Source organism: Acinetobacter sp. 24-47-47, assembly GCF_057737035.1.
This window is the reverse complement of sequence record NZ_CM173216.1, coordinates 2907809-2929866: the sequence shown is the minus strand read 5'-3', so window position 1 is coordinate 2929866 and position 22058 is coordinate 2907809. Positions and strand designations below refer to the sequence as shown.

28 protein-coding genes are annotated in these 22058 nt (G+C 38.1%); 11 read left to right on the top strand and 17 right to left on the bottom strand.

The features are described 5' to 3' along the window. The first annotated feature begins 1 nt into the window (after position 1). On the top strand, positions 2–922 hold the full coding sequence (locus AC1M9E_RS13805) for a response regulator (protein WP_481595713.1): 921 nt from the start codon (positions 2–4) through the stop codon (positions 920–922). Between the two features lie 108 nt (positions 923–1030). Beyond that, on the top strand, positions 1031–1432 hold the full coding sequence (locus AC1M9E_RS13800; protein WP_481595714.1) for a nuclear transport factor 2 family protein: 402 nt from the start codon (positions 1031–1033) through the stop codon (positions 1430–1432). Between the two features lie 68 nt (positions 1433–1500). Here AC1M9E_RS13800 and AC1M9E_RS13795 read toward each other — a convergent pair whose 3' ends face one another. Both AC1M9E_RS13795 and alc read right to left on the bottom strand, forming a co-directional pair. Beyond that, positions 1501–1998 carry an ureidoglycolate lyase gene (locus AC1M9E_RS13795; protein WP_488224862.1) on the bottom strand — a complete coding sequence of 166 codons (498 nt, stop codon included), beginning with the start codon at positions 1996–1998 and terminating at the stop codon, positions 1501–1503. A gap of 93 nt (positions 1999–2091) precedes the next feature. After that, complete coding sequence (alc, locus tag AC1M9E_RS13790) at positions 2092–3099, bottom strand: allantoicase (protein ID WP_488224861.1); 1008 nt, start codon at positions 3097–3099, stop codon at positions 2092–2094. A gap of 212 nt (positions 3100–3311) precedes the next feature. Between alc and hpxO the strand changes: the two genes are divergently transcribed. Continuing rightward, the gene (hpxO, locus tag AC1M9E_RS13785; protein WP_481595717.1) at positions 3312–4469 is read left to right on the top strand and encodes an FAD-dependent urate hydroxylase HpxO; all 1158 of its coding nucleotides are present in this window, start codon (positions 3312–3314) and stop codon (positions 4467–4469) included. A gap of 32 nt (positions 4470–4501) precedes the next feature. Here the strand turns inward: hpxO and AC1M9E_RS13780 are convergent, their stop codons facing one another. The 6 genes from AC1M9E_RS13780 to puuE all read right to left on the bottom strand — a co-directional run bounded on the left by AC1M9E_RS13780 (position 4502) and on the right by puuE (position 9291). Continuing rightward, the gene (locus AC1M9E_RS13780) at positions 4502–5008 is read right to left on the bottom strand and encodes a GNAT family N-acetyltransferase (protein ID WP_179999697.1); all 507 of its coding nucleotides are present in this window, start codon (positions 5006–5008) and stop codon (positions 4502–4504) included. Positions 5009–5103: 95 nt separating this feature from the next. Then, complete coding sequence (locus tag AC1M9E_RS13775) at positions 5104–5853, bottom strand: outer membrane protein OmpK (protein ID WP_035264928.1); 750 nt, start codon at positions 5851–5853, stop codon at positions 5104–5106. Positions 5854–5975: 122 nt separating this feature from the next. After that, on the bottom strand, positions 5976–7334 hold the full coding sequence (locus tag AC1M9E_RS13770; RefSeq protein WP_035264726.1) for a nucleobase:cation symporter-2 family protein: 1359 nt from the start codon (positions 7332–7334) through the stop codon (positions 5976–5978). A gap of 34 nt (positions 7335–7368) precedes the next feature. After that, positions 7369–7695 carry a hydroxyisourate hydrolase gene (gene uraH, locus AC1M9E_RS13765; protein ID WP_035264724.1) on the bottom strand — a complete coding sequence of 109 codons (327 nt, stop codon included), beginning with the start codon at positions 7693–7695 and terminating at the stop codon, positions 7369–7371. After that, positions 7692–8195 (bottom strand): 2-oxo-4-hydroxy-4-carboxy-5-ureidoimidazoline decarboxylase, encoded by a 504-nt coding sequence (gene uraD, locus AC1M9E_RS13760; protein WP_488224860.1) that lies wholly within the window; start codon positions 8193–8195, stop codon positions 7692–7694. The genes uraH and uraD overlap by 4 nt, the downstream gene beginning before the upstream one ends. A gap of 133 nt (positions 8196–8328) precedes the next feature. Then, on the bottom strand, positions 8329–9291 hold the full coding sequence (gene puuE, locus AC1M9E_RS13755; protein WP_481590159.1) for an allantoinase PuuE: 963 nt from the start codon (positions 9289–9291) through the stop codon (positions 8329–8331). Positions 9292–9532: 241 nt separating this feature from the next. On the opposite strand from puuE, the gene AC1M9E_RS13750 reads away from it, so the two are divergent. The 3 genes from AC1M9E_RS13750 (at position 9533) to AC1M9E_RS13740 (ending at position 11341) form a co-directional block, all read left to right on the top strand. After that, positions 9533–9892 carry an HPF/RaiA family ribosome-associated protein gene (locus AC1M9E_RS13750; protein ID WP_035264715.1) on the top strand — a complete coding sequence of 120 codons (360 nt, stop codon included), beginning with the start codon at positions 9533–9535 and terminating at the stop codon, positions 9890–9892. 126 nt (positions 9893–10018) lie between these two features. After that, positions 10019–10561 carry an ankyrin repeat domain-containing protein gene (locus tag AC1M9E_RS13745; protein WP_035264700.1) on the top strand — a complete coding sequence of 181 codons (543 nt, stop codon included), beginning with the start codon at positions 10019–10021 and terminating at the stop codon, positions 10559–10561. A gap of 12 nt (positions 10562–10573) precedes the next feature. Next, entirely contained in the window at positions 10574–11341 is a 768-nt protein-coding gene (locus tag AC1M9E_RS13740; RefSeq protein WP_481607195.1) for a transporter, read from the top strand. A 61-nt stretch (positions 11342–11402) separates the two neighbouring features. On the opposite strand, the gene AC1M9E_RS13735 is transcribed toward AC1M9E_RS13740, so the two are convergent. Next, positions 11403–12317 carry an alpha/beta hydrolase gene (locus AC1M9E_RS13735; RefSeq protein WP_035264694.1) on the bottom strand — a complete coding sequence of 305 codons (915 nt, stop codon included), beginning with the start codon at positions 12315–12317 and terminating at the stop codon, positions 11403–11405. A gap of 143 nt (positions 12318–12460) precedes the next feature. Here AC1M9E_RS13735 and AC1M9E_RS13730 point away from each other — a divergent pair, with 143 nt between their 5' ends. Beyond that, a complete protein-coding gene (locus AC1M9E_RS13730; RefSeq protein WP_035264927.1) occupies positions 12461–12898 on the top strand; it encodes a DUF2147 domain-containing protein in 438 nt (145 codons plus the stop codon). 48 nt (positions 12899–12946) lie between these two features. Here the strand turns inward: AC1M9E_RS13730 and AC1M9E_RS13725 are convergent, their stop codons facing one another. Together AC1M9E_RS13725 and AC1M9E_RS13720 are read right to left on the bottom strand one after the other, a co-directional pair. Then, entirely contained in the window at positions 12947–13297 is a 351-nt protein-coding gene (locus AC1M9E_RS13725) for a Spx/MgsR family RNA polymerase-binding regulatory protein (RefSeq protein WP_035264692.1), read from the bottom strand. Positions 13298–13728: 431 nt separating this feature from the next. Next, positions 13729–14547, bottom strand: coding sequence for an exodeoxyribonuclease III (locus tag AC1M9E_RS13720; protein WP_092766525.1), 819 nt, complete (start codon positions 14545–14547; stop codon positions 13729–13731). Between the two features lie 38 nt (positions 14548–14585). On the opposite strand from AC1M9E_RS13720, the gene pyrE reads away from it, so the two are divergent. Continuing rightward, the gene (pyrE, locus tag AC1M9E_RS13715) at positions 14586–15236 is read left to right on the top strand and encodes an orotate phosphoribosyltransferase (RefSeq protein ID WP_481591958.1); all 651 of its coding nucleotides are present in this window, start codon (positions 14586–14588) and stop codon (positions 15234–15236) included. Positions 15237–15418: 182 nt separating this feature from the next. Here the strand turns inward: pyrE and arsH are convergent, their stop codons facing one another. The 3 genes from arsH to AC1M9E_RS13700 are packed head-to-tail and all read right to left on the bottom strand — an operon-like array spanning position 15419 to position 17488. Continuing rightward, positions 15419–16123, bottom strand: coding sequence for an arsenical resistance protein ArsH (gene arsH, locus AC1M9E_RS13710; protein WP_481607315.1), 705 nt, complete (start codon positions 16121–16123; stop codon positions 15419–15421). A 5-nt stretch (positions 16124–16128) separates the two neighbouring features. Continuing rightward, positions 16129–17169: an ACR3 family arsenite efflux transporter gene (arsB, locus tag AC1M9E_RS13705; RefSeq protein ID WP_481607197.1), complete on the bottom strand. Its 1041-nt coding sequence runs from the start codon at positions 17167–17169 to the stop codon at positions 16129–16131. Positions 17170–17173: 4 nt separating this feature from the next. Continuing rightward, the gene (locus tag AC1M9E_RS13700) at positions 17174–17488 is read right to left on the bottom strand and encodes an ArsR/SmtB family transcription factor (protein WP_035264683.1); all 315 of its coding nucleotides are present in this window, start codon (positions 17486–17488) and stop codon (positions 17174–17176) included. Between the two features lie 82 nt (positions 17489–17570). Between AC1M9E_RS13700 and arsC the strand changes: the two genes are divergently transcribed. From arsC to AC1M9E_RS13685, 3 genes are all read left to right on the top strand, one after another. Next, positions 17571–17999 (top strand): arsenate reductase (glutaredoxin), encoded by a 429-nt coding sequence (gene arsC, locus AC1M9E_RS13695; RefSeq protein WP_481607198.1) that lies wholly within the window; start codon positions 17571–17573, stop codon positions 17997–17999. A gap of 545 nt (positions 18000–18544) precedes the next feature. After that, on the top strand, positions 18545–19141 hold the full coding sequence (locus tag AC1M9E_RS13690) for a DJ-1/PfpI family protein (RefSeq protein ID WP_481607199.1): 597 nt from the start codon (positions 18545–18547) through the stop codon (positions 19139–19141). Positions 19142–19201: 60 nt separating this feature from the next. After that, on the top strand, positions 19202–19600 hold the full coding sequence (locus AC1M9E_RS13685; RefSeq protein WP_481607200.1) for an Imm63 family immunity protein: 399 nt from the start codon (positions 19202–19204) through the stop codon (positions 19598–19600). Between the two features lie 77 nt (positions 19601–19677). On the opposite strand, the gene AC1M9E_RS13680 is transcribed toward AC1M9E_RS13685, so the two are convergent. From AC1M9E_RS13680 to AC1M9E_RS13670, 3 genes are all read right to left on the bottom strand, one after another. Next, a complete protein-coding gene (locus AC1M9E_RS13680; protein ID WP_481607201.1) occupies positions 19678–20121 on the bottom strand; it encodes a selenium binding protein in 444 nt (147 codons plus the stop codon). A 293-nt stretch (positions 20122–20414) separates the two neighbouring features. Beyond that, positions 20415–21053, bottom strand: coding sequence for a LysE family translocator (locus AC1M9E_RS13675; protein ID WP_481607202.1), 639 nt, complete (start codon positions 21051–21053; stop codon positions 20415–20417). A 147-nt stretch (positions 21054–21200) separates the two neighbouring features. After that, positions 21201–21812: an NAD(P)-dependent oxidoreductase gene (locus AC1M9E_RS13670; RefSeq protein ID WP_092766521.1), complete on the bottom strand. Its 612-nt coding sequence runs from the start codon at positions 21810–21812 to the stop codon at positions 21201–21203. Positions 21813–22058: the final 246 nt, after the last annotated feature.

Here is a 22058-nt window from a genome sequence, read left to right as displayed (position 1 = left end):
TATGTTAGAAAGCATTTTAATTGTGGATGATATTCCTGAAAATCTAAGTTTATTACATGAGAGTCTTGATCAAGCCGGCTATCAGGTCTTAGTTGCTACTAATGGTTTTACTGCTATTGAAATTGCGCACCGTTCACAGCCAGATATGATTTTATTGGATGGGAGTATGCCTGAGATTGATGGTTTTGAAACCTGTATCCAGCTTAAAGCGAGTCCAATGACTGAGCACATCCCTGTCATATTTATGACGGGTTTGACGGAAACCGAACATATTGTAAAAGGCTTTCAAGTCGGGGGCGTAGATTATGTGACAAAGCCACTGAATATCGATGAAGTACAAGCACGTGTCAAAACGCATTTACTGCAAGCCCGTTTAATGCACCAACAGAAACAAATGCTCGATGCAACAGGCAGTGCAATTTTGTCGATGAATATGGATGGGGAAATTATTTGGCAGACACCTGTAGTGCAAGGTTTATTAACGCAACATGGAATTGATATTACTCATTTTAGAAAGAGTATAAATCAGTGGTTAAAAGCACTTTTCCAGCAATCTTATCAAGAAGAAATGCTACATGGTCAATATGGTCATGGGCATCAGCAATTACAATTAAATTTATTGACCAAGCTGAAAGAAGGACAATTACCTAAACATGTTTTGGTTCAGCTCAAAGAGCAAACACACATGCCAAGTGTTGAGGAGATCGCTCAAGCTTGTCCGAATTTAACACCACGTGAGGCTGAAGTTATGCATTGGGTAACGCTTGGCAAAACCAACCGAGATATTGCAGAAATTTTGGAGTTGAGTCCACGCACCGTCAATAAACATTTAGAGCATGTTTTTGAGAAGCTGTTTGTGGAAACGAGAACTGCTGCGGTGTTACATGTGATGTCAGCTTGTCAAAATCAAGCAGTCGTATAGAACTCATCGTTTCTAGCAAAATCTTTAAATCGCTATACCAGCTGATAGTGATCTTTCACTCTCCCTTCATTAACCTCTTTTTATCCTAAGATAAAAAGAGTAAATAAAATGAGTATGATCAATTCACTTCTAATCATAGACCAAATGTTTGAGGCATTTAGGTCTCAAGATTTACAGGCTGCTGTTGCAACAGTAACTGAGGATACGGTATGGATTCACCATGGCTCACAAAAACTGCCTTCAATTCGATTTGAAGGAAAAACGGGTGTAGAACAGTTCTTCAATACCAATTTCACAACCATGCATGTCGCATACTTTAATATTTTACGTATGGTCAAAGAAGGTAACAAAGTGGTGGTTTTTGGACGCGAAAAATTTACGATTGATGGTCAAGATGGTGAATTTGAGCAAAAATGGGTACAAGAGTACACCATTGAAAATGGACTGATTTCAAGAATGGAAGAATATGCGACATCGGTGAATGACAATGATTACCTAGTTGTAAAATAATAGTCAAAGATGGACATAAAATTAGATGGTCTCATGATCTGCATAACTGAGATGCATAAGCACCAGATTCAATGTGATATTTCAATTTGATCAAACTTAAACACATCACAATTAGGTCCACTGCCAATCCGATCCACCACCGCAAAATCACTCGGGCTTTCCAATGTTAAAAGTGGATGATGCCAAGTCCCCGCCCGATAGTTCACACCTTGAGAGCCATTGGTTATAAAAGCTTGTAGGTTTGAAATATCGGGCTGATCCGCATTTAAGTTTGGTGCAACCACTACTAAAAACTTTTGTCCCTGCATCGGGATGAAAGCTTGTGATCCATGAGGATGACGTTCAAGCATTGAAATTTTGAACGGAATATTGGTACTTTGAATATTTCGAAAAATACTAATCCCGGCTTTGGCATCGCCAATAATTTCAGTGGTCACTAAAGCATGATAGCGCTCTGTATGCGCATCGTTAATATGAAAATAATCATTTCCTTGGCAAGCAATGACGTCACCAAAAGGTGCAAAATTTTCGGAGGTTAAAGGTTGTAGGGTAATGGTATGCTTCATAAAAATTCGCTAAAAAGATACTGCATTTTCAATTTAGAATTGAGTCGAAAATGCAGTCAAAATAAGATCACTTTAAAAGTAACAAATGCTCAACTAAGGATTCACTTTACCCCAGAGGCGAATACGACTAATCCCACCATCAGGAATCATATTTACCCGAATATGAGAAATTTTTTCGTGTCCCAACACTTCATTTACAAAGTTATGAATGTGATCCATTTGCATTGGTTGAGCATCTAATAAGAAAGGCCAAAACATACTTTGTGGAATCAATTGAGGATCCGTTGCATCTTCTATATAAATGGCTTGAATGGACACTTCAGCAGGATAATTTCCTTTAAAGTGGGCTGTATCAATCTCGATCTTTTCAATGTGACCAGCTTGCCCTAAAGCTAAAATACACCAGTCGAAACCGGGTGCACGACGGCGTGCGGTTTCCCAACCATCACCCATATTAATCCCACGTCCTGGATTGATCAGATTACGTGGATGTCCGAAGTGTGCATCACTATAGGCAATAACACGTCCACCATTTTCAAGTGCAAGCAGGTCGAGGGTTTGGCTTTGATCTTGGATTTTAACGCTGACTTCACCATATACGCGGAATCGTGCGATACCCCCATCTGGAAAAATATTTAAACGAAGATGGGTAAAGATCTGATTCATTGAAACTTCAAAGACATGGTGCTGACTTGGTCCCAATATACTATTTGGTAAAATTTGGTGCCATTCAGCATCATCTAAGTTTTCATTTGGTGCATAACATCCTTCTACTGAAGCAGAAGCTGGATAATTACCACTAAAAAAAGTGGTATCAATATCGAGTGCTTTAATTTTACCTGCAACACCTAACTGAACAATCGCCCAATCATAACCACTGTGACGTTTACGACGGGTTTCCCATCCATCCATCCACTTGCCATGATCATCAAATTTACCTTCTACAAAGATAGGCGCATCAAACTGAAGCATACGTTGAGCTTCAGCAAAAAAATCATCAGAACATGTTGTGACTTTTGCACCAATTCGGGCATCTGCAAGGTTAGTAAGTTGCTGTAAATGAGTAGGGATTTCAAATTCCGGTGCCAATAGTGTTGCCATGTCATCTTCCATTATTACTTTAAAACTTGATTCTTATCAAAAGAATGCATTCTTAGAATCTTAATGCGTTGTTATGTCGCATCTGCTTAAGGGCTTTAAAAAGAATGCACAGCATGTGCCAACCTTGCACTTATGTAGCGCTATATTGGTGGAAATGGCACGTTTTTCGCTTTAAGCAGTGGGTTAAAGCAAAAAAAATTGTGGAAGTAAAAATGAATATCACCATTATTGGTGCCGGAATGGCAGGATTAACGACCGGAATTGCGCTGAAGAAATTTGGTCATCAAGTTTCAATATATGAACAAACTGAAAAAATTTTACCCGTGGGTGCTGCGATTTCATTGTGGTCAAATGGTGTGAAATGTTTGAACTATCTAGGACTCACGGATCAAGTCGCTCAACTTGGTGGGAAAATGGATCACCTTGCTTATGTCGATGGGCTCACGGGTGATGTCATGACGCAATTTAGTTTATATCCATTGATTGAAGAAGTCGGGCAGCGACCTTATCCTGTTTCTCGCGCTGAATTACAAAATATGTTAATGGATGAGTTTGGACGTGAAGATATTCATCTTGCAAAAAAAATGATCGGACTTGAGGATCAAGGTGATGACGTCAAAATCCATTTTGCTGACGGAACAGAAATCACCACGGATTTATTGGTCGGCGCGGATGGCACTCATTCGATCACGCGTGCCTATGTTTTAGGTGAGCAAGTTGAGCGTCGTTATGCAGGTTATGTGAATTGGAATGGGTTGGTCGAAATTTCTGAGTCGCTGGCACCTGCTGATCAGTGGACCACCTTTGTAGGAGAAGGGAAGCGAGCTTCTTTAATGCCAGTCGCAGGTAATCGTTTTTATTTCTTCTTTGATGTACCACTTGAATTAGGTTTGGAAAATGATCGTACTCAGTATAAAAAATTACTAAAACAATATTTTGACGGTTGGTGTCCGCAAGTACAAACATTGATTGATGCTATTGATGAACAGCGAACCAATCGTGTTGAAATCCATGATATAGAACCATTTGCAGATTTCTATAAAGGGCGAGTGGTGATTGTTGGCGATGCAGCACATAGTACAACACCTGATATTGGGCAGGGCGGTTGCCAAGCGATGGAAGATGCCATTTATTTGGCTCGGGCATTACAGATTAATACATTGGGAATTCAGGATGCGTTAAGACGTTATCAAAACAAACGTAATGAACGCACTGCTGAAATGGTATTGAGAGCGCGTAAACGTTGTGATGTGACGCATATGAAAGACGAATCGATTACTCGTGAATGGTATGAGGACTTAAGAAAAGAACAAGGACCTCATATTATGAAAGGTATTATCAGTAATATTGTTGGAAATCCTTTGGATTAAGAGATTTTAAATAAAAGGGCTAAATGCCCTTTTTAAGTATTTAGATTCAGTTGGAATAAGACGAGATTGCGCCAAGATCCAAATTTTTGTCCGACTTCTGGTAAATAGCCTGTTTGTTTAAATCCAAAGTATTCATGTAATTTGATGGATGCAAAATTTTCATGATCTATAGCAGCGATCATGACATGAATTTTATGTTGGCTTGCGTGTTGAATTAAATGTTGGAGTAAAGCTTTGCCTAAACCCAAACGTGTAAAATTGGGATGAATATACACAGAGTGTTCGACAGTTTGTCTAAAACCACTGATCGCTCTAAATGTACTATATTCAGCATAACCTGCAATTTGTTGGGTCAGTTCGTTTTCAACCACAAAAATAGGGAAATGATCTATTAGATGCTGACGATACCAATTCTGATAATAATAAATGTCTTGATCTTGCTCATTCCATGTTGCAAAACCATTCAGAATTTCATCGTTGTAAATATCTTGGATTTGAGTTAAATCCTGTTCAGTTGCGAAACGAATTTTAAAAGACATTTTTTATTCTAATCGTCAGTATTTATAACTTTATTTTGATTATTGAGTATAAAAAAAGCAAGACACTAGTCTTGCTTTTTTATTATAAATATCAATTAGAAGTGATATTTAACCAATGCGCTTACATCGTTTTGGTCTTGACCTTTTTGACCGAATTTATTGTTCCAAACAGAGTGTTCAACACCTACATACAATTTGGTTTTTGGAGAGATATGTTTACCAACATTCCATTTATATTGGCTTGTCCAGTTCAATTCACTCGCATGACCAGGACCTTCATTTGTAGACCAATCAAGGAATGCATCTGCCAAGAATTCTTCATTGCCTAGCTTGAATGGAACAGCGTAAGTGATCGTCATTTGGTAGTCATCTTCAGTCAAGTCATTGTCAACTCGATAGAAGTTAATATTTGCATATTGCGTGTAAGGAATATCTAAAGCAAAGCCTACGCCATACAAGAAGTTATTGAACTCAGTATTGTTGTTATAACCAGCGTTGTGTTCCCAAGTCGTTGCAATCAATACATCTTTGATTGGACCAGCGCTTAGTTTTTGGCCAGAAACTTCACTTAAACTTAATCGTGGAGCTAATTCAAGGTAAGTTGAGTCGCCATCTTTTCCGCCCCATTGTTGATCGACGAAAAAGAAAACATCCGAGTACTTAAGCTTTGCAGCATATTCAGCAGTGATGGTATAGCGTTCACCTTCTTGTTGAGAGAAAGGGTTTAGGTAGTTATCGCCATAAAGACCAGTTAGGCTGAAATCTTGCCAAACAATTGGACTTGCTTGAGTAAACGCTGCTGTAGAAGCTAATGCGCAAAGTGCTGCGATTTGATTAAGTTTCATAAAAGAATCCCCAGAGAAAGCGGTAACAGAATAACGATTCTTTTGCAAAAATAAAGCCAAAAGTGGATGAAAGGAAAAATTAATGCCCACGTATGCAGGCATTGATACAAAGATGGTTTAAATTAATGATGAGAATCAATTATTTGTTTACTTTTAATACTAATTTTCGGTCCAAATAATTTTAAGTGATTAAATAATATATTGAGGATTATCGCCATTAAGCAGGTTGAGCTAATACCCGAATGGAACAAGGTTTGGACCCATTTTGGGAAGTCGGAATAGAACGAATGGTCAATAATGGGTACCATTCCTGCAGCAATGGAAGTCGCGACAATAATTAAGTTTTTCTGATCGTTATAATCAATTTTTGCCAGTGTACGGATACCACTCGCGGCTACTGTACCAAATAAAACAAGGCCAGCACCCCCAAGTACAGGCACAGGAATCGCTGCAATAAAACGCCCCATCACTGGGAGTAATCCAAGTACGACCAGAATTATCCCGCCAGCAGCGACAACATAGCGACTTTTAATCCCTGTTATTGCAACTAAACCAACGTTTTGCGCAAACGCACTTTGCATAAATGAACCAAAGATCGGTGCTGCTGCACTTGATAACATATCTGCGCGTAGACCATCTGAAATACGTTTTGAATCTACATCGGTACCGATAATTTCACCGACTGCAATAATATCAGCTGTAGTCTCAGTCATAATCACGAGGGTAACAATGATCATGGAAAGTATTGCTGTAAACTCAAAGGTCGGCATACCAAATGCAAAGAAGCTAGGAACCTGTAACCAATGACCTTCCCCAACTTTGCTAAAATCACCAAAGCCAAACATAAATGCTAAGACAGTGCCAAGAATAATTGCCAGTAAAATTGAAAGGCGTCGAATTGTGGCACTGCCAGCCATATTCAATATTATGACAATTGCAAGCGTCGCTAACGCTAAACAAATATTTTCAGCACTTCCCCAATCAGGTGCACTTTTATTGCCGCCCATCATCCAACGCACAGCAACTGGCAGGAGTGATAAGCCTATGATTGTAATTACACAGCCTGTAACAACTGGGGGAAAAAATCGAATAATTTTAGAGAAGTAGGGCGCTAAGAAAAAACCTAAAAGGGATGCCACAATGACGGCACCATAGACTGCCTGTAATCCGCCACCTGTGGTGACAATTGCGACCATTGTGGCTACACCAGCAAAAGAGACACCCTGAACCAAGGGCAATTGTGCGCCAATATGTTTAACGCCTATGGTTTGTAAAATTGTCGCTAAGCCACCGACAAATAAAGCAGCAGCGATGAGTAGCCCAATTTCCATACCTGATAAGCCTGCAGCCGTACCCACGATCAGAGGAGGCGCTATAATGCCACCATACATGGTTAAAACATGTTGTAAGCCATAAGCAGCACTTTTACCAGCACCAAGATATTCATGTTCGGGTGATTGTTGTTGTTCGTGTGCAGTCATAATAAATCCCTCTATATTTTAAATTTGCGAGTGCTCAGCTGCCACGATAGGTGGAGTAGGCATAAGGGCTAATGAGCAAGGGAATGTGGTAATGTTGGTGAGCATCGTTTACTGAAAAATGAATGACGGCTTTAGGAAAAAAAGTTGGGATGTTCTGCGCTGAGAAATAAGCTTGTGTCATAAATTCGATGCTGTATTCAGCGACATCAATTTGATCGAGTCCAAAATCTGCTGCTGTCACACGTCCATCAGAATTGGTTTTGGCTATCGCTAATAACTCTCCAGACGCAGAAAAAAGCTTAACTTCAACATTACTTGCAGGACGTCCAAGGTGGGTATCTAAAATATGTGAGCTGATCATGCTTGAATTTCCTGTGAGAGGCGCAGTAAAGCAATTTCTAAAAGTTGGCGATGGACGATTCTTTTTTCGGTCTCAAAATCGTTTAGTAAGCGGTATTCCAATGCAGTCAGAATGTCTTCGCTATTCAAACCAGAAGCTTTAATCAGAAAAATAAAACCGAATTTTTTTTCATAGGCCAAGTTGCCTTTATATAACGCATCTAGAACTTCTTGATCATGTGTGATGCGTGCTTGTTCACGCCTTGAAAAAGTTTGTTCTTGTTCTGATAATTCAATTTTTGCTTTTCTTTCGCCAATCCTTGGGTGTGTATTTAGGGCTGCTAAAATTTCATCCCATGTCCATGTAATGGCATGTTGTTCAGCATACTTTAATAGTCCTTCTCGTGTGTCAAAAGGACCGTAATGAATGATTTCCTCGCCCCATCGTGGGATATGAACACATTGCAATAAAAATGCTTTCTGATGTTCAACAGATGTTTGATTAAATTCTGAAAGCAACACAATTCAAACCTATACATTGAAACTTTAGGCTTAAATTGCAATAACAATGCCAACGTAGATTTGGTGGAAAAAGTGACTGAAAAAAGATCAAAAGAGCACCTTATAAAGCACTCTTTTTCTCGTGAATGTGAAATTATGGTGCGAAATGATCGATCCAATGTTGCGCAATATCTCCACGACGACAAATCCAAACATGTTCATGAGATTGAACATAGTCTAAGAACTGTTGTAGTGCCTTGAAGCGTCCTGGGCGTCCTAAAAGACGGCAGTGCATCCCAATAGACATCATTTTTGGTGCAGTTCCCCCTTCGGCATACAAGACATCAAAGGCATCCTTTAGATATTGATAAAACTGTTCACCATGATTGAAGCCTCCTGCTGAACTAAACTTCATGTCGTTGGTGTCCAGGGTATAAGGAATAATTAAATGCGGATGCAGCTCGCCATTGGGATGGGTGAGCTGTGTCCAAAAAGGTAAATCATCGCCGTAATAATCGCAGTCGTATTTGATTTGAGGAAATTCAGTTAAAAGTTGACGTGTGTTGGGACTATCTCGACCTGTGTACCAACCGATTGGGGCTTGTCCGAATAGCGTTTCAAGTACACTAATGGCTTGATCCATATGCTGCCTTTCGGTCTCAATATCCATATTCTGATAATGCAACCAACGTTGACCATGAGACACCACATCGTAATCCGCAGATTTAATTGCTTCGACCACATCTGGATGACGTGCCAAAGCCATTCCCACACCAAAAATAGTCATGGGTAATTGACGTTTCTTGAACTCATTATGAATACGCCAAAAACCGACTCTTGACCCATACTCATACATAGAATCCATTGACATATGCTTAGCATTAAAACTGGCAGCACCAACGATTTCAGATAAAAATTGCTCTGAACCTTGATCACCGTGCTCAATGTGGTTTTCACCACCTTCTTCATAATTTAAGACAAATTGTACTGCGATACGCGCTTGATTAGGCCAATGAGGATGAGGTGGATTCGCCCCATAACCTCTTAAGTCTCTGGAATAAGGTGCATTTTGAATCGAATCAATAAGCGCCTGTCCGCGTAAGTAAGTACTTGTCACAATGAGTAATCCTTTTATTAATTTTTTAAAATACCACTTGCATATTTTTGAGTTAGGCCCGATATTCAAAGTATAAGGACACGATTCTGCAGACTCAAAAAGTGTTCATCATTCAATGTGGAGGGACGTATTCCAAACAGCAATTGAAGATGTTCGATGCAATTAGATTGCAAGCTACAAACGTGCCAAGATAAAAAGTTTTGCACAAAAATGATTCAGAAGAAGAGTGAGGATGATATTTATGAACATAGAAATCCGTACAGATAAGAATATTCAAAACAGTGAGCGATTAATTGATTATGTACGTGCAGAACTAAATACAGAGTTTCAACGCCATAGTGAAAGAATTACCCATTTTTCGGTTCATTTAAGTGATGAAAATGCCCATAAAGGCGGTGCAGACGATATTCAATGTATGATCGAAGCTCGCCCAGCTGGACTAAAACCAGTTGTGGTCAATCACAGAGGTCATAATATCGACACAGCGATTCATGGTGCGATTGACCGATTAAAGCGTAGTCTTGAACATGTATTCGAGAAAAAAGAGAACCCTCGTGGAGCGCCCATCCAACTGAAAGAAGATGAAGTGGATGTGGAATAGCAAAAAGCCCTTCGGGGCTTTTTTTTTTGAATAAAATTTTGAATGAACAGTTTTGATTTATTTAATTGAATAATGATCTGCATTATTAGGCATAATGTCGTTATAGATAAATAGTAGAGAAAGTAAATGCTAACTGCACATCAACAAGTGTTTTTACAGGCCTTAGAAGAATTAGACCTAGCACAGGTACAGCGCCTGTTAGCAGAAGGTTTAGATCCAAACTTTATCGCAGGAGAGAAAGGCCCTGCGGTTTCTGTGTGGTCAGACACTTTATTTCAATGGTGGGAAGAAATTTGTGAAGCGTATGAGCAAGGAAATGCGCTTTCAACAGAAGAAAAACAACAGAAATTACAAGTACATCTTGATATTCTAGATGCACTGATTGCAGCGAAAGCTAATTTCCATTTATGGGATGCAGAGGAATGTTACGGGCCACTTTGGGATGCTGCGAGTGCTGCATGTGTGCCTGCAGTACAACGATTACTTGATCATCAAGTTGATCCTAATACCAAAGATGAAGAGGGGAATACCATTCTGAGTTCAATTAGTGATTTATTTTTCGACTGCGATTTTGATACCATTGATTGGTCACAGGCTTTACCGGAAGAACGTGAGACACTCGAGTTATTACGTAGCCGTGGCGCAAAAATGACGAAAGAATTAAATTAATTTGGGTGCCCCATGACAAAATTAAAACAACTGAGCTTGATACTTTGCTCAACCGCGAGTGTAAGTGCGATGGCTGCAGATTTTGCCTTCGATCGACCTGGTACGAGTTTCAGCACAGGCATTACGCCCGTAGGTCAATTGGCATGGGAGCAGGGACTTCCAACTGCACAGTATGTTGAAAGTACTGAAAATGGTTTTAGAAATAAATCATTGCGACTCAATGCTGATGTCCTGTTGCGTACGGGATTGAGTAAGAATACTGAGCTTCAATTGGGTTGGGATGGCCCAGCGTGGGAGCGGACCCGAATCCAAAATCGAACTGATGACCATGATGGTTTAGGTGATGTTTCTGTTGGGATTAAGCATCACGTTGACTTACAAGATGATCAACTGAAAATGGCAATTTTGGCACAAGCTAAAATCGCAACAGGAAATGATCGTTTTACTTATGTTGATGATATTTATACTTTGGGCTCATCTGTTGAGTATCAATATAACGATACTGTAACGACAGGAATAGGAATGTTCTATTCGGCTCAAAATAGTGACTGGTCGGTGACTGCTGTACCTACTATTGGGTATAAAATCGTGGGTAATTTATCGGGCTATTCTGAAGCAGTATTTACCAAGAAAGAAAGCCAAGAGCGAGAGTATGGACTGGCATCTGGTTTAATCTATGCCTTGAATGATCGTGCGCAGTTAGATGCAAGCATCGGTGTAGACCTAAGTGGATCCGATCGAAGTTATCATGGTGGATTTGGTGTCTCATACTTATTCTAAATGAATAAAAAAGGAGTAGCTTACGCTACTCTTTTTTATGTTTACTTCAGTTTTGATTCAATCAGTCTTTATCCAAACGATGGGCAAACTCTGCGATATCGGTCAAAGCTTGCTTTGCTTCATCAAACCAAGCGCTAAACATTTGGAAGTTATGCCACATACCGGTGTATAACTTAAACTCAACATCCACTCCAGCTGCTTTAGCCTTTTCTTCAAATCGCGTAGAGTCGTCTAACAAAATTTCTTTTGAACCCACCTGAACCAATGTCGGTGGCAATCCTTTGAGATCTCCAAAAATTGGGGAAATTTCGGGAATTGAGACATCTACACCTTTAGGAACATAATGATTTATGCCTGCTTCTAAAGCTTCAATTGACAATAAAGCATCATGCTTTTGATTGTAGCGTAGAGATTCACTGGTCAAAGTTAAGTCAAGAAAGGGTGACATTAAAATCAAGCCACTTGGAAGAAGTTTTGGATTTTCTTCTTTTAAACGTAAAGCCAGTGCAAGTGCTAAATTGGCACCACAAGAATCGCCAGATAAAATAATATCTTTCGGTTGAGCACCTTGCTCTACCAATAATTGGTACACATCATAGATTGCTTCTCCGAGATCGGGGAAACGTTGTTCAGGTGAAAGAGGGTAATCGATATGTAGCACTTGCATTTGAGTCCGAAGTGCCATTTCAGTCATCAATGCGCGATGTGTATTTAACGATCCTAAAAAGAATGCGCCACCATGAATGTGAAAAATGAGCTGAGTCGTTTCAGGTTGAGGCAAAATTTCTTCGGCACGAATACCTGCGATTCTTAGTTTTCGAATACTGACATCTTTGGACTGTGGAAAAACACGCGTCATCTGCTCTAAGGCAACACGAAGTACGGTGGGGGGAAGATTAAAGCGACTCGGAAAGCGAAGACTCGTTTTTAAAAAAGACTCTGTTATGTATTGTTTCAAAACCGGATTGATCTTCATTGTTTTTCCATATTAATGAAATTATGTTTATTATCAGCACACAGCATTACAATGGTACACTAAATAGTCACATTCAAAAATTGCTTAAATGTTATCAATTTTTAATAATATTAAAGTCAATTCAGCAAGGGAAACAAAAAACAATGAAAAAAATTGCACTAGCGTTAGGATTACTCGCTTCAGCAGTATTTGCAAATGCTGCAGATCCACTCAATGGTACCGTGTGGAATACGATTGATGAGAAAACTAAAAAAGCTAAAGCTTTTGTAAAATTCACTGAACAGCCAAACGGAACATTGAATGCAACGATTCAGAGTGTTGTCACACCGGGTCAAGAAAATTCATGTACGAACTGTGAAGGTCCCTATCACAAGAAATCTTTAAAAGGTTTAACCATTGTGAAGGGTCTTAAAAATGTAGGTGGAACGAATTACGATGGTGGTTCAATCTTAGACCCACAATCTGGAAAAACTTACAAATTGAAGGGTTCATTGAAAGACGGTGGTCAAAAGCTCGAACTTCGTGGTTTCATCGGCGTATCAGCGCTTGGTCGTAACCAAACTTGGGTACGCGTGAACTAATTTAAGATTCATAAAAAAGCCGAGTAGTTGCTAGGCTTTTTTTATTTCTTATTTCTTTAATGCTTTTATCGCATTCTCATCAAAACCTACTACATAGCCTGATTCAGTAGTGATCACTGGTCTTTTAATAAGGCTCGTATGTGTAGTCAGTGCTTCAATCAAACCCTGTTCAGATGCAAGGGCAATTTGTTGATCTTCCTCAGACAATTTACGCCAAGTCGTTCCCTTTTTATTGAGGACAAGTTCAGCACCAAGATCCTTTAGCCATTTTTGTACTGTTTCAGCATCAATACCTTGTTTCTTATAATCGTGGAACTCATAACTAAGCCCCAACTCATTGAGTAAATCGAATGCTTTTTTCATCGAGTTGCAATTTTTAATGCCGTAAACTTTAATCATCTCTAACAGTCTTATTCATTGTGATCAGTCTAGAGCTTAGCAAAATTTACGCAAAAACATAAATGTGATCAGAATATTTTAAATAGGTTTGAAATCTACAGTGTGGCTTCATGGTGGTTATCAATAAAATGGTGGAAAATTTCTTATCTTAAAATTTGTATTGATCTTTTAAATAGAGAAAACCCGCATTAAATCATCCTGATCATGCGGGTCTCAATTCAACGTCCAATGTCTTCATCCTTGGAAAATAAACCGAAATTTATTTTCTTTTCATCCTACGGCTTCCAATCCCTATTGTCATCCTGACATGTCCCTGTGCCGTGCGACAATAATGCACTGAATTAGTCGGAATAAAAATACGTTAACACGACAAGATTTGTGAGCAATTAGCGTGCATTTAGTAAACAGTTGTTCACTCAGTTTGCACGGCACTAAATTTTATAATCGATAATGACAGGGGCATGATCACTAAACCACGTTTCTTTATATACCCATGCATTCACAGTACGATCTTTCCAATCTGGTGAGCAAGCTTGATAGTCAATCCGCCAACCCACGTTCTTGGCACGGGCTTGCCCTCGGTTTGACCACCATGAATAAAGTTCTGCTTCTTTACGCACTTCACGGAAGGTATCGACATAGCCTAAATCATCATAAATATGATCGAGCCATGCACGTTCATGTGGTAAACAACCTGAAGCTTTTTGATTGCCTGACCAGTTCTTAATATCAATGCGTTTATGTACGATATTGTAGTCACCGCAAACAATCACAGATTTACCTTCATCACGCCATTGTTTCAAGATCTGCTTGTATTCATTTAGAAAGTGATCTTTACGGGCTTGTGCTTCTTCACCAGAAGAACCTGATGGTAAATAGAGTGAGCAAATATGAGCTGTTTTCTCTAAGCCTAGATCAAATTCTGCTGAGATAAAACGACCTTGTGAATCAGCCAATTCAAAACCCAGACCATCGGTAACTGAGATAAACGGCAAACGACTATAGATTGCGGTACCAGCATAGCCAGGACGCTCAGCTGGGAATAGGTGTGTATACCAACCTTCTGGCTTAAATTTATCTGTCCATTGTTCGTGTGTAATACGGGATTCTTGCATGCAAATGACATCGGCATCTGAAGTTGCCATCCAGTCAAAAATACCTTTTTTTTCTGCAGAACGAAGACCATTTACGTTGATTGATACGACACGTAAAATTTTTTGATCACTAGGATAGCTACTCTTTGGTATCATGCTCGAGTTTAACCTCAATTTAATAAATGGAGCACCTCATGACAGCGCAAGCGGCATTTAATCCACAAGCTTTTATCGAACTGGCATTATCACGTGGTGTGCTTAAATTTGGTGAGTTTACTTTAAAATCAGGTCGTGTGAGTCCTTATTTTTTCAACGCCGGTTTGTTAAATGACGGTGAAGCCTTAACTGGCTTGGCTTCTGGCTATGCAGCAAAGTTAACTGAATGTGATCACGTTGAAGTGATATTTGGCCCTGCATATAAAGGGATTCCATTTGTCGCTGCAACGGCTGTAGCATTGTCACAAAACCACGGTGTAAGTGTACCTTGGGGCTTCAACCGTAAAGAAGCTAAAGATCACGGTGAGGGTGGTGTGCTTGTGGGTGCTTCGGTAGAAGGTAAAAAGGTGTGGATCATTGATGATGTGATCACTGCGGGTACAGCCATTCGTGAAGTTGTGACCATTTTAAAAAATGCAGGCGCGCAAATAGCGGGTGTATTGGTTGCGCTTGACCGTCAAGAAAAAGGTCAGGGTGAATTGTCTGCGATTCAAGAAGTTCAAAAAGAGCTTGAAATTCCTGTGCATGCGCTTATCACAATGAAAGATTTAATGGATTACTTAGATGCTAAAGGCGACAAAGATGCTTTAGCGAAAATGGAAGCGTACCGTGTGAAGTACGGAATTTAAGACTTATAAAGTTCTACTTAATATTAATGTGAAACATTGCTTAATAAATGAGCGTGGAACGTGAAGAATCTATAAAAAAGCCCAGATCTATAGGTCTGGGTTTTTATATCGATATAAGTTGTTGATTTGTATTTAATAAAAAATCATTGCGTATAAGGTGTATTATGTTAATTTTAGGAAATCTAAATACTCTTTTGATTCACACGCTTTGAAAGCTCTTCTGCACTTTCTACACGTTCAGAGTAACGGTCAGTGAGATATGAGGACTGTCCCCTGGTTAAAAGCGTAAATTTATAAAGTTCTTCCATCACATCGACAATCCTCATGTAATAAGAAGAAGGCTTCATACGACCATCCTCTTCAAACTCTAGAAATGCTTTAGGGACTGAGGACTGATTTGGTATCGTGATCATACGCATCCAACGCCCTAAAATACGTAATTGATTTACAGCATTAAAGGATTGCGAACCTCCACAAACTTGCATTACAGCTAAGGTTTTACCTTGCGTTGCACGGATTGCACCCGCTGCTAATGGAATCCAATCAATTTGAGCTTTCAATATTGAACTCATTGAACCATGACGCTCAGGAGAACACCAAACCATGCCCTCTGACCATGCTAACAGCTCATGTAATTCTTTGACCTTTGGATGTTGCATATCACCATCTTCAGGCAGAGGTAGCCCTTTTGGATGGAAAATTTTAACTTCCGCACCAAAATATTCAAGAATTCGACCAGCTTCCTGAATAGCTAAACGACTATATGATCGATCACGATTTGAGCCATACAGAAGCAGTATTCTTGGAGGATGTTCAAGGTTTTTTGCCTGAACTTTTTCTAAAGTCGGTTTTTCTAAAAGACTAGGATCAATATTTGGTAGGTTCATTCGACTCATGCCTCTTTAAACACTTTTTTTCTCAGCCATAGCGAAACTGTCACTAAGGCAATCAATACAGGAACTTCAACAAGCGGACCAATCACGGTTGTGAAAGCCACAGGTGAAGCTAATCCAAAAGTGGCAATCGCTACAGCCAGTGCTAATTCAAAATTGTTGCCTGCCGCAGTAAAGGAAATAGCAGTTGTTTTAGGATAATCGTTACCCATCCACTTACTCATAAAGAAGCTGATGAAGAACATCGCAACAAAGTAAATTGTCAAAGGAATAGCGATTCTAAGCACGTCTAGAGGAAGGCTAATCACTTCACCACCTTTAAGACTGAACATGGCTACAATCGTGAATAAAAGGGCAATAAGGCTGATTGGGCTAATCTTTGGGATAAATTTATCCTGATACCAAGCCAAACCATTCTTTTTAACCAAAATCAGTCGGGTTAAAAACCCAAGTAAGAACGGAATACCTAGATAAATAAGAACAGCATGGGTAATTGTCCAAAAGCTCACATTAATGATTTGTGCTTCTACCCCAAAGAATGGTGGTAAGAAGGTTAAGAATAACCAAGCATAAGTACTAAAGAATAAGATCTGGAAGATACTGTTAAACGCGACTAAGGCAGCGACATATTGATTATCCCCACATGCCAGATCGTTCCAGACGAGGACCATCGCAATACATCGGGCTAAGCCTATGAGAATTAGGCCAGTCATGTATTCAGGATAGGCATATAAAAAAATGATTGCCAAACCAAACATTAAGCAAGGTGCTATTAGCCAGTTTTGAACGAGAGATAATGTAAGGGTTCGCTTGTCCTCAAAGACTTTAGGCAAAGTCGCATAGTCTACTTTGGCAAGTGGTGGATACATCATCAAAATAAGCCCTATTGCGATAGGGATATTCACTGAATTAATGCTTAATTGATCGAGTACCGCAGATGCTTGAGGAAAAAATACACCAATACCTACTCCTAATGTCATGGCAATGAAAATCCATAGCGTTAGATTTCGATCTAAGAATGAGAGCTTTGATCCGGACATTGAATTACTCGCATTGCATAGAGATAGATAAGTTGCTTGCAGGTTTATTCAGTACTTCATCATTTAAGACATTGAGCACTGCATTTACCCATTCTGGTAAATCAGGATTTAATCGGTAATACACCCATTGTCCCTTGCGCTCATCTAGCAAAATTGAGAGGTTACGGAGTAAAGCCAAGTGACGAGAAATTTTGGGTTGGCTCAGTTGTAAGATCTCTGTGATTTCACAAACACATACATTTTGTCTTGCTAAAATAATTTTTAAAATATCTAGACGTGTCGGGTCAGATAGGCATTTAAAGAAATCTGCTTGATCCATCATCTACACTCCAATATATGCTATTGCGAATATACGCATATCCATATATAAATGCAATATTATTAAGTTCTGAGTTAATCCAATGTCATCGAAAGTTAAGATCTATCACAACCCAGCTTGCGGAACATCAAGAAATACATTAGCTCTCATTCGAAATACAGGAGAAGAACCTGAAATTATTGAATACCTTCTTACCCCTCCGAGTAAGATTGAACTCATTAATTTAATTGAAAAAGCAGGGATTTCTGTACGTGAATCCATTCGTAAAAATGTAGAACCCTTTGAAACGCTCAAGTTGGATCAGCAGCACTGGACAAATGAACAACTTATTAATTTTATGGTTGAGTATCCAATTTTAATTAACCGTCCATTTGTAGTGACTGAATTAGGTGTAAAACTATGTAGACCATCTGAACTCGTTTTAGATATTTTGTCTGCGCCTCAATTAGGAGCTTTTATCAAAGAGGATGGTCAAATCATCATAGATAAAGATGGTAAGCGGATTAAATAAATCCCCCCATTTAACATAATAGAGCTTATGCGAAATGCAATCATAATAATCATTCAAAATCAATAACTTAAAAATATTTACCGACCCCGAAAAACAGCAAAAAGCCGACTTTGAAACATGTCGGTTTCTTTTTGAGCAATTTTGATACTTCTTGCCAATAAAATTGTTCAAAAAGTGATCAGAAACCGCAATTCCCTATAAGATATATGCCTTTTAAGATCAAATTCATCCCCAATTTCTGCGGACAACTTTTGGGATAAGTTTTAATCAATTTTGTACGCCTTGGCTCACATTCATTCAAGTATTTTGCGTCTATACCAATCCCCCTCAATTTTCTATGATGAACACATAGAGAGCAGGATGCTCCAGATAACAATAAGAAATCGTAGCAATGGAATATGCAGGTACGACAGGAGTTATACCAACGCATCAAATACGTAAAAAAGCCCAACAGGATGTTGGGCTTTTTTTATGTCTGAAAAAATAAGATATGCTAATTTTAACTATGAAGTAGCCGTATCACAGACCTTAAAAGGCTTAATTAAATGCATATAACTATTTTAACTTTTGATCAATTTAACGAACTCGATTCATTCATTGCTTTAGGAATTTTAAATCGAATTAAAAAGCCTGATTGGAAAGTCAGTATAGCTAGTGATAATAAATATATTCGTTCCATGAATGGAGTCTTAATAGAGTCACATTGTTCTTTAGAAGAAGCCAATGAAGCGGATGTAGTCCTTATTGGAAGTGGAATGAAGACACGAGAAATTGCAGTAGATCAAGACATAATGAGCCTACTAAATCTAGATCCAAATCGGCAACTAATAGGTGCTCAATGTTCTGGAACATTAATTCTTTCAAAACTAGGGTTGCTCAATAATATTCCAGCATGTACCGATGTCACTACAAAACCCTGGGTAATAGAGTCTGGTACATCAGTTCTAAATCAGCCATTTTTCGCTAAAGACAATATTGCTACAGCAGGTGGGTGTTTATCTTCTGTCTATCTAGCTAGTTGGGTAATTGCTCGACTAGAGGGAGTTGATGCTGCTAAGCAAGCTATAGATTACGTAGCTCCTGTAGGAGAAAAAGAATATTACGTTCTTAAAGCTATGAGCAATATTGACCCTTACCTTTAATTTCGCATAAGAGTTTTTATGTTAAATAGATATTAAGAACATTTGGAGAATCAAAGAATAATGCTTACATTTTTAGAAATTCAACGTAAGGTTGATCAAATTTGTGAAAAAATTGGGCTGGGAAAAAAAAGAGTTTGGCCCGCAGTTCAGAATGATGGAGCTCCATATGTATTAATCCATGAAAATAAATATTGGTATATTTCTGAAGAAAGAGGAGAAGTTTTTTTTGAAAAAACAACTAAGGATTTTGAAGAGTTGCTTTATTGGATAATGGATAATTTTATATCTAGCTATTCGTTTGAGTTTGAACTTAAGAATAGAACTAGAGGACAAGATTTCCGTCGACTCGCTTTTTCAAAACAAATTGAACTTTTTGGTTTAATCAGTGATCAATGGAAAGTAAAAAAAGAAAATGAGATAAAAAAAGTATTAGAAACAGCTCCTTTTAGAGATATTTGATTTATAAATATTTATTTTCAAGAGAATTAAAATATCTATGGAATTTCGCATAACAGCCATTATGTTAAATAGAGCAACTAGAAGCCTCTAAATTGATGCAATTTAGTTGCAAGTTCTTCATTCATCTTTATGAATTCTATTAAATATTCTTCAGTAAGTATCTCTTGTGTTCCATCTTTATGCTTAGTTGCTAGCATTTGATTATCTGGATCATCAGTAGTACCTGCTGGAGCTGTAATTTGAAAGCTATGTACTATTCGATTTCTTCTATCAACAATAGTACTAAAAAGTTTTGCAATAGTATCGTCAGAATTGGCAGTGATCGTCTGTTCAATATCATCATTAAGCCGACCTGATACTTTGTCTATAAGTTTATGCCATTCATATTGACCAGTCTGATCTACTCTTAAGATGTTTTCGATCACAAAGCTATTATTTGAATTAAATACGCAAATAGCCGTTCCTATAAGTTCTCTATATTTTTTTGATGGCAAAGCTTGACGTGTGTAATTCTCATACATGTTATTAATTCCTAAATTTAATTTTTTAAAGATTTTCTAAAATTAACATAATACACCTTATGCGAAATTCTTATCTGCATCACACAAATTACATTTTTACGTTATGCCCAACTTTTCATTCAGTTCTTGTTACCTCATCACTCAAGGACGATTTTGCCACGGTGGGGTATATCAAATGTATAACCTGATCGCAGGCAAGAATCATCTAATCAATGATTTTTATCTTCTGAATAAAAGACGATCATGGCGGGTTGCATCATTAGAAACCCCGGGAATAAATTCATTCATAAATTTTAGTTTAAATAAGTTAAAAGTGACTCATAAAAGAGCGCTGTGTGGAGTAACCCATACCCAGCAATGCTAATGAAGATCGCGCCACACAAGGCTAAGATTTTTGAATAAATACGTTGTTGAGAAATAGCGTTAAAACCTAAATAGACCAAAGATAGTACGACAAAATCTAGAAGAATCCATGTGATGATTAACAGCGACAAACTTAAATCTATATTTGGTGTAATTTGAATAAACTGCGGAAAAAAAGCAGTGAAGAAAATAATATCTTTTGGATTGGAAATTCCAACTAAAAACCCTTTGGAAAAACCGCTATCCATCGGCTTGATCTTTGAAGAGGCAGTTTGATTGTGCTGAAAAGTTTCTCTAAGAATTTCAAAACCTAAATAGCCAATATAAAGACATCCTAGGACTTTGATGATGTTGAAAATATGCTCATTAAAATGAAGAACACCCTTAAGTGCAAGAATTGAAAGCGCAATTAAACATAGTGAGGCGACATTAGTGCCTAAAATGGTTTGTAATGCTTTTCGATAACCACCTTTTGCACCTGCACTGGCCACCAAAATCATAACAGGGCCTGGAGTGGCAATCATAATAATGACAGTGAAAATATATAAAAAATACTCAAGATAATTCATGAAAATACTACTTTTTAAATTTTATTTATATAAATATTATAACCTCTTTAGATTTCATTCATCTCATTTATTTAAAATATCTCATAGAGCGAAATAAATAATAAAAAAGGAAGCCTAAGCTTCCTTTTTTAATAATATCATTGAATATTAATAACCTACGCTAAAGCGCTCTTGAATATGGTTATTATTTTCAAGCTCATCACTGAGCGCTACTGCGAAATCTTCTGCAGAGATTTTACTGCCTTCTTCACCAACGATAAGTTCATCTTTACCAGAGCGATATTCACCAGTTCGCTTACCAGGACCGAATTCCGCTGCAGGAGCAATAAAGGTCCAGTCAATGTCGTCCACTTGTTTTAACTTATCAAAGAACTGAATGCCTGCTTCCGCCTCAGCTTTATATGCATCAGGGAAGTCTTCTGTATCGATTACACGCACATTTTGATTTGGTACAGTTAAACCGCCAGCGCCACCTACAACAATATAACGTTTAACTTTTGATTCACGAATAGCATTAAGAAGTGAATTGATATCAAGACCTTGGAAACGTACTGCACTAATTACAGCATCTTGACCTTTCAGCTCATTTACAAGTGCTTCTTGATCATTTAAATCTAAATCTACAGTTAACACACGCTCTGTATCTGAAACTTTGCTTGTATTACGCGCAATCGCTTTAACGTAGTGTCCACGTGAAACAAGCTCTTCAAGAATACGAGAACCTGCCATGCCTGTTGCACCAATTAAAACTATTTTCATAATGCCCTCATTAAATTTATAACTATGATTATTGGAGTGCTAAATATTTAGTCATCACGATTAAAAAAATGAAATCATGAATGATTAAAATGTAATATTAATTTAGCTTAAAATAAAAAAGATTAATGTATTAAATCTATGTTGATTTATAGTTAAAATAGGAGTGAGAAGTTATTTAATTATTTTAAATGTAAATTTTATGTAATTATAAGCTTGAAAAATATTCATATAAAACCAGTCTAACTT

Bases quoted from the DNA above. Each gene is read 5' to 3' on its own strand.
- AC1M9E_RS13805 (WP_481595713.1), top strand. From the start codon at position 2: ATGTTAGAAAGCATTTTAATTGTGGATGATATTCCTGAAAATCTAAGT.
- AC1M9E_RS13800 (WP_481595714.1), top strand. From the start codon at position 1,031: ATGAGTATGATCAATTCACTTCTAATCATAGACCAAATGTTTGAGGCA.
- AC1M9E_RS13795 (WP_488224862.1), bottom strand. From the start codon at position 1,998: ATGAAGCATACCATTACCCTACAACCTTTAACCTCCGAAAATTTTGCA.
- alc (WP_488224861.1), bottom strand. From the start codon at position 3,099: ATGGCAACACTATTGGCACCGGAATTTGAAATCCCTACTCATTTACAG.
- hpxO (WP_481595717.1), top strand. From the start codon at position 3,312: ATGAATATCACCATTATTGGTGCCGGAATGGCAGGATTAACGACCGGA.
- AC1M9E_RS13780 (WP_179999697.1), bottom strand. From the start codon at position 5,008: ATGTCTTTTAAAATTCGTTTCGCAACTGAACAGGATTTAACTCAAATC.
- AC1M9E_RS13775 (WP_035264928.1), bottom strand. From the start codon at position 5,853: ATGAAACTTAATCAAATCGCAGCACTTTGCGCATTAGCTTCTACAGCA.
- AC1M9E_RS13770 (WP_035264726.1), bottom strand. From the start codon at position 7,334: ATGACTGCACACGAACAACAACAATCACCCGAACATGAATATCTTGGT.
- uraH (WP_035264724.1), bottom strand. From the start codon at position 7,695: ATGATCAGCTCACATATTTTAGATACCCACCTTGGACGTCCTGCAAGT.
- AC1M9E_RS13750 (WP_035264715.1), top strand. From the start codon at position 9,533: ATGAACATAGAAATCCGTACAGATAAGAATATTCAAAACAGTGAGCGA.
- AC1M9E_RS13745 (WP_035264700.1), top strand. From the start codon at position 10,019: ATGCTAACTGCACATCAACAAGTGTTTTTACAGGCCTTAGAAGAATTA.
- AC1M9E_RS13740 (WP_481607195.1), top strand. From the start codon at position 10,574: ATGACAAAATTAAAACAACTGAGCTTGATACTTTGCTCAACCGCGAGT.
- AC1M9E_RS13735 (WP_035264694.1), bottom strand. From the start codon at position 12,317: ATGAAGATCAATCCGGTTTTGAAACAATACATAACAGAGTCTTTTTTA.
- AC1M9E_RS13730 (WP_035264927.1), top strand. From the start codon at position 12,461: ATGAAAAAAATTGCACTAGCGTTAGGATTACTCGCTTCAGCAGTATTT.
- AC1M9E_RS13725 (WP_035264692.1), bottom strand. From the start codon at position 13,297: ATGATTAAAGTTTACGGCATTAAAAATTGCAACTCGATGAAAAAAGCA.
- AC1M9E_RS13720 (WP_092766525.1), bottom strand. From the start codon at position 14,547: ATGATACCAAAGAGTAGCTATCCTAGTGATCAAAAAATTTTACGTGTC.
- pyrE (WP_481591958.1), top strand. From the start codon at position 14,586: ATGACAGCGCAAGCGGCATTTAATCCACAAGCTTTTATCGAACTGGCA.
- arsH (WP_481607315.1), bottom strand. From the start codon at position 16,123: ATGAACCTACCAAATATTGATCCTAGTCTTTTAGAAAAACCGACTTTA.
- arsB (WP_481607197.1), bottom strand. From the start codon at position 17,169: ATGTCCGGATCAAAGCTCTCATTCTTAGATCGAAATCTAACGCTATGG.
- AC1M9E_RS13700 (WP_035264683.1), bottom strand. From the start codon at position 17,488: ATGGATCAAGCAGATTTCTTTAAATGCCTATCTGACCCGACACGTCTA.
- arsC (WP_481607198.1), top strand. From the start codon at position 17,571: ATGTCATCGAAAGTTAAGATCTATCACAACCCAGCTTGCGGAACATCA.
- AC1M9E_RS13690 (WP_481607199.1), top strand. From the start codon at position 18,545: ATGCATATAACTATTTTAACTTTTGATCAATTTAACGAACTCGATTCA.
- AC1M9E_RS13685 (WP_481607200.1), top strand. From the start codon at position 19,202: ATGCTTACATTTTTAGAAATTCAACGTAAGGTTGATCAAATTTGTGAA.
- AC1M9E_RS13680 (WP_481607201.1), bottom strand. From the start codon at position 20,121: ATGTATGAGAATTACACACGTCAAGCTTTGCCATCAAAAAAATATAGA.
- AC1M9E_RS13675 (WP_481607202.1), bottom strand. From the start codon at position 21,053: ATGAATTATCTTGAGTATTTTTTATATATTTTCACTGTCATTATTATG.
- AC1M9E_RS13670 (WP_092766521.1), bottom strand. From the start codon at position 21,812: ATGAAAATAGTTTTAATTGGTGCAACAGGCATGGCAGGTTCTCGTATT.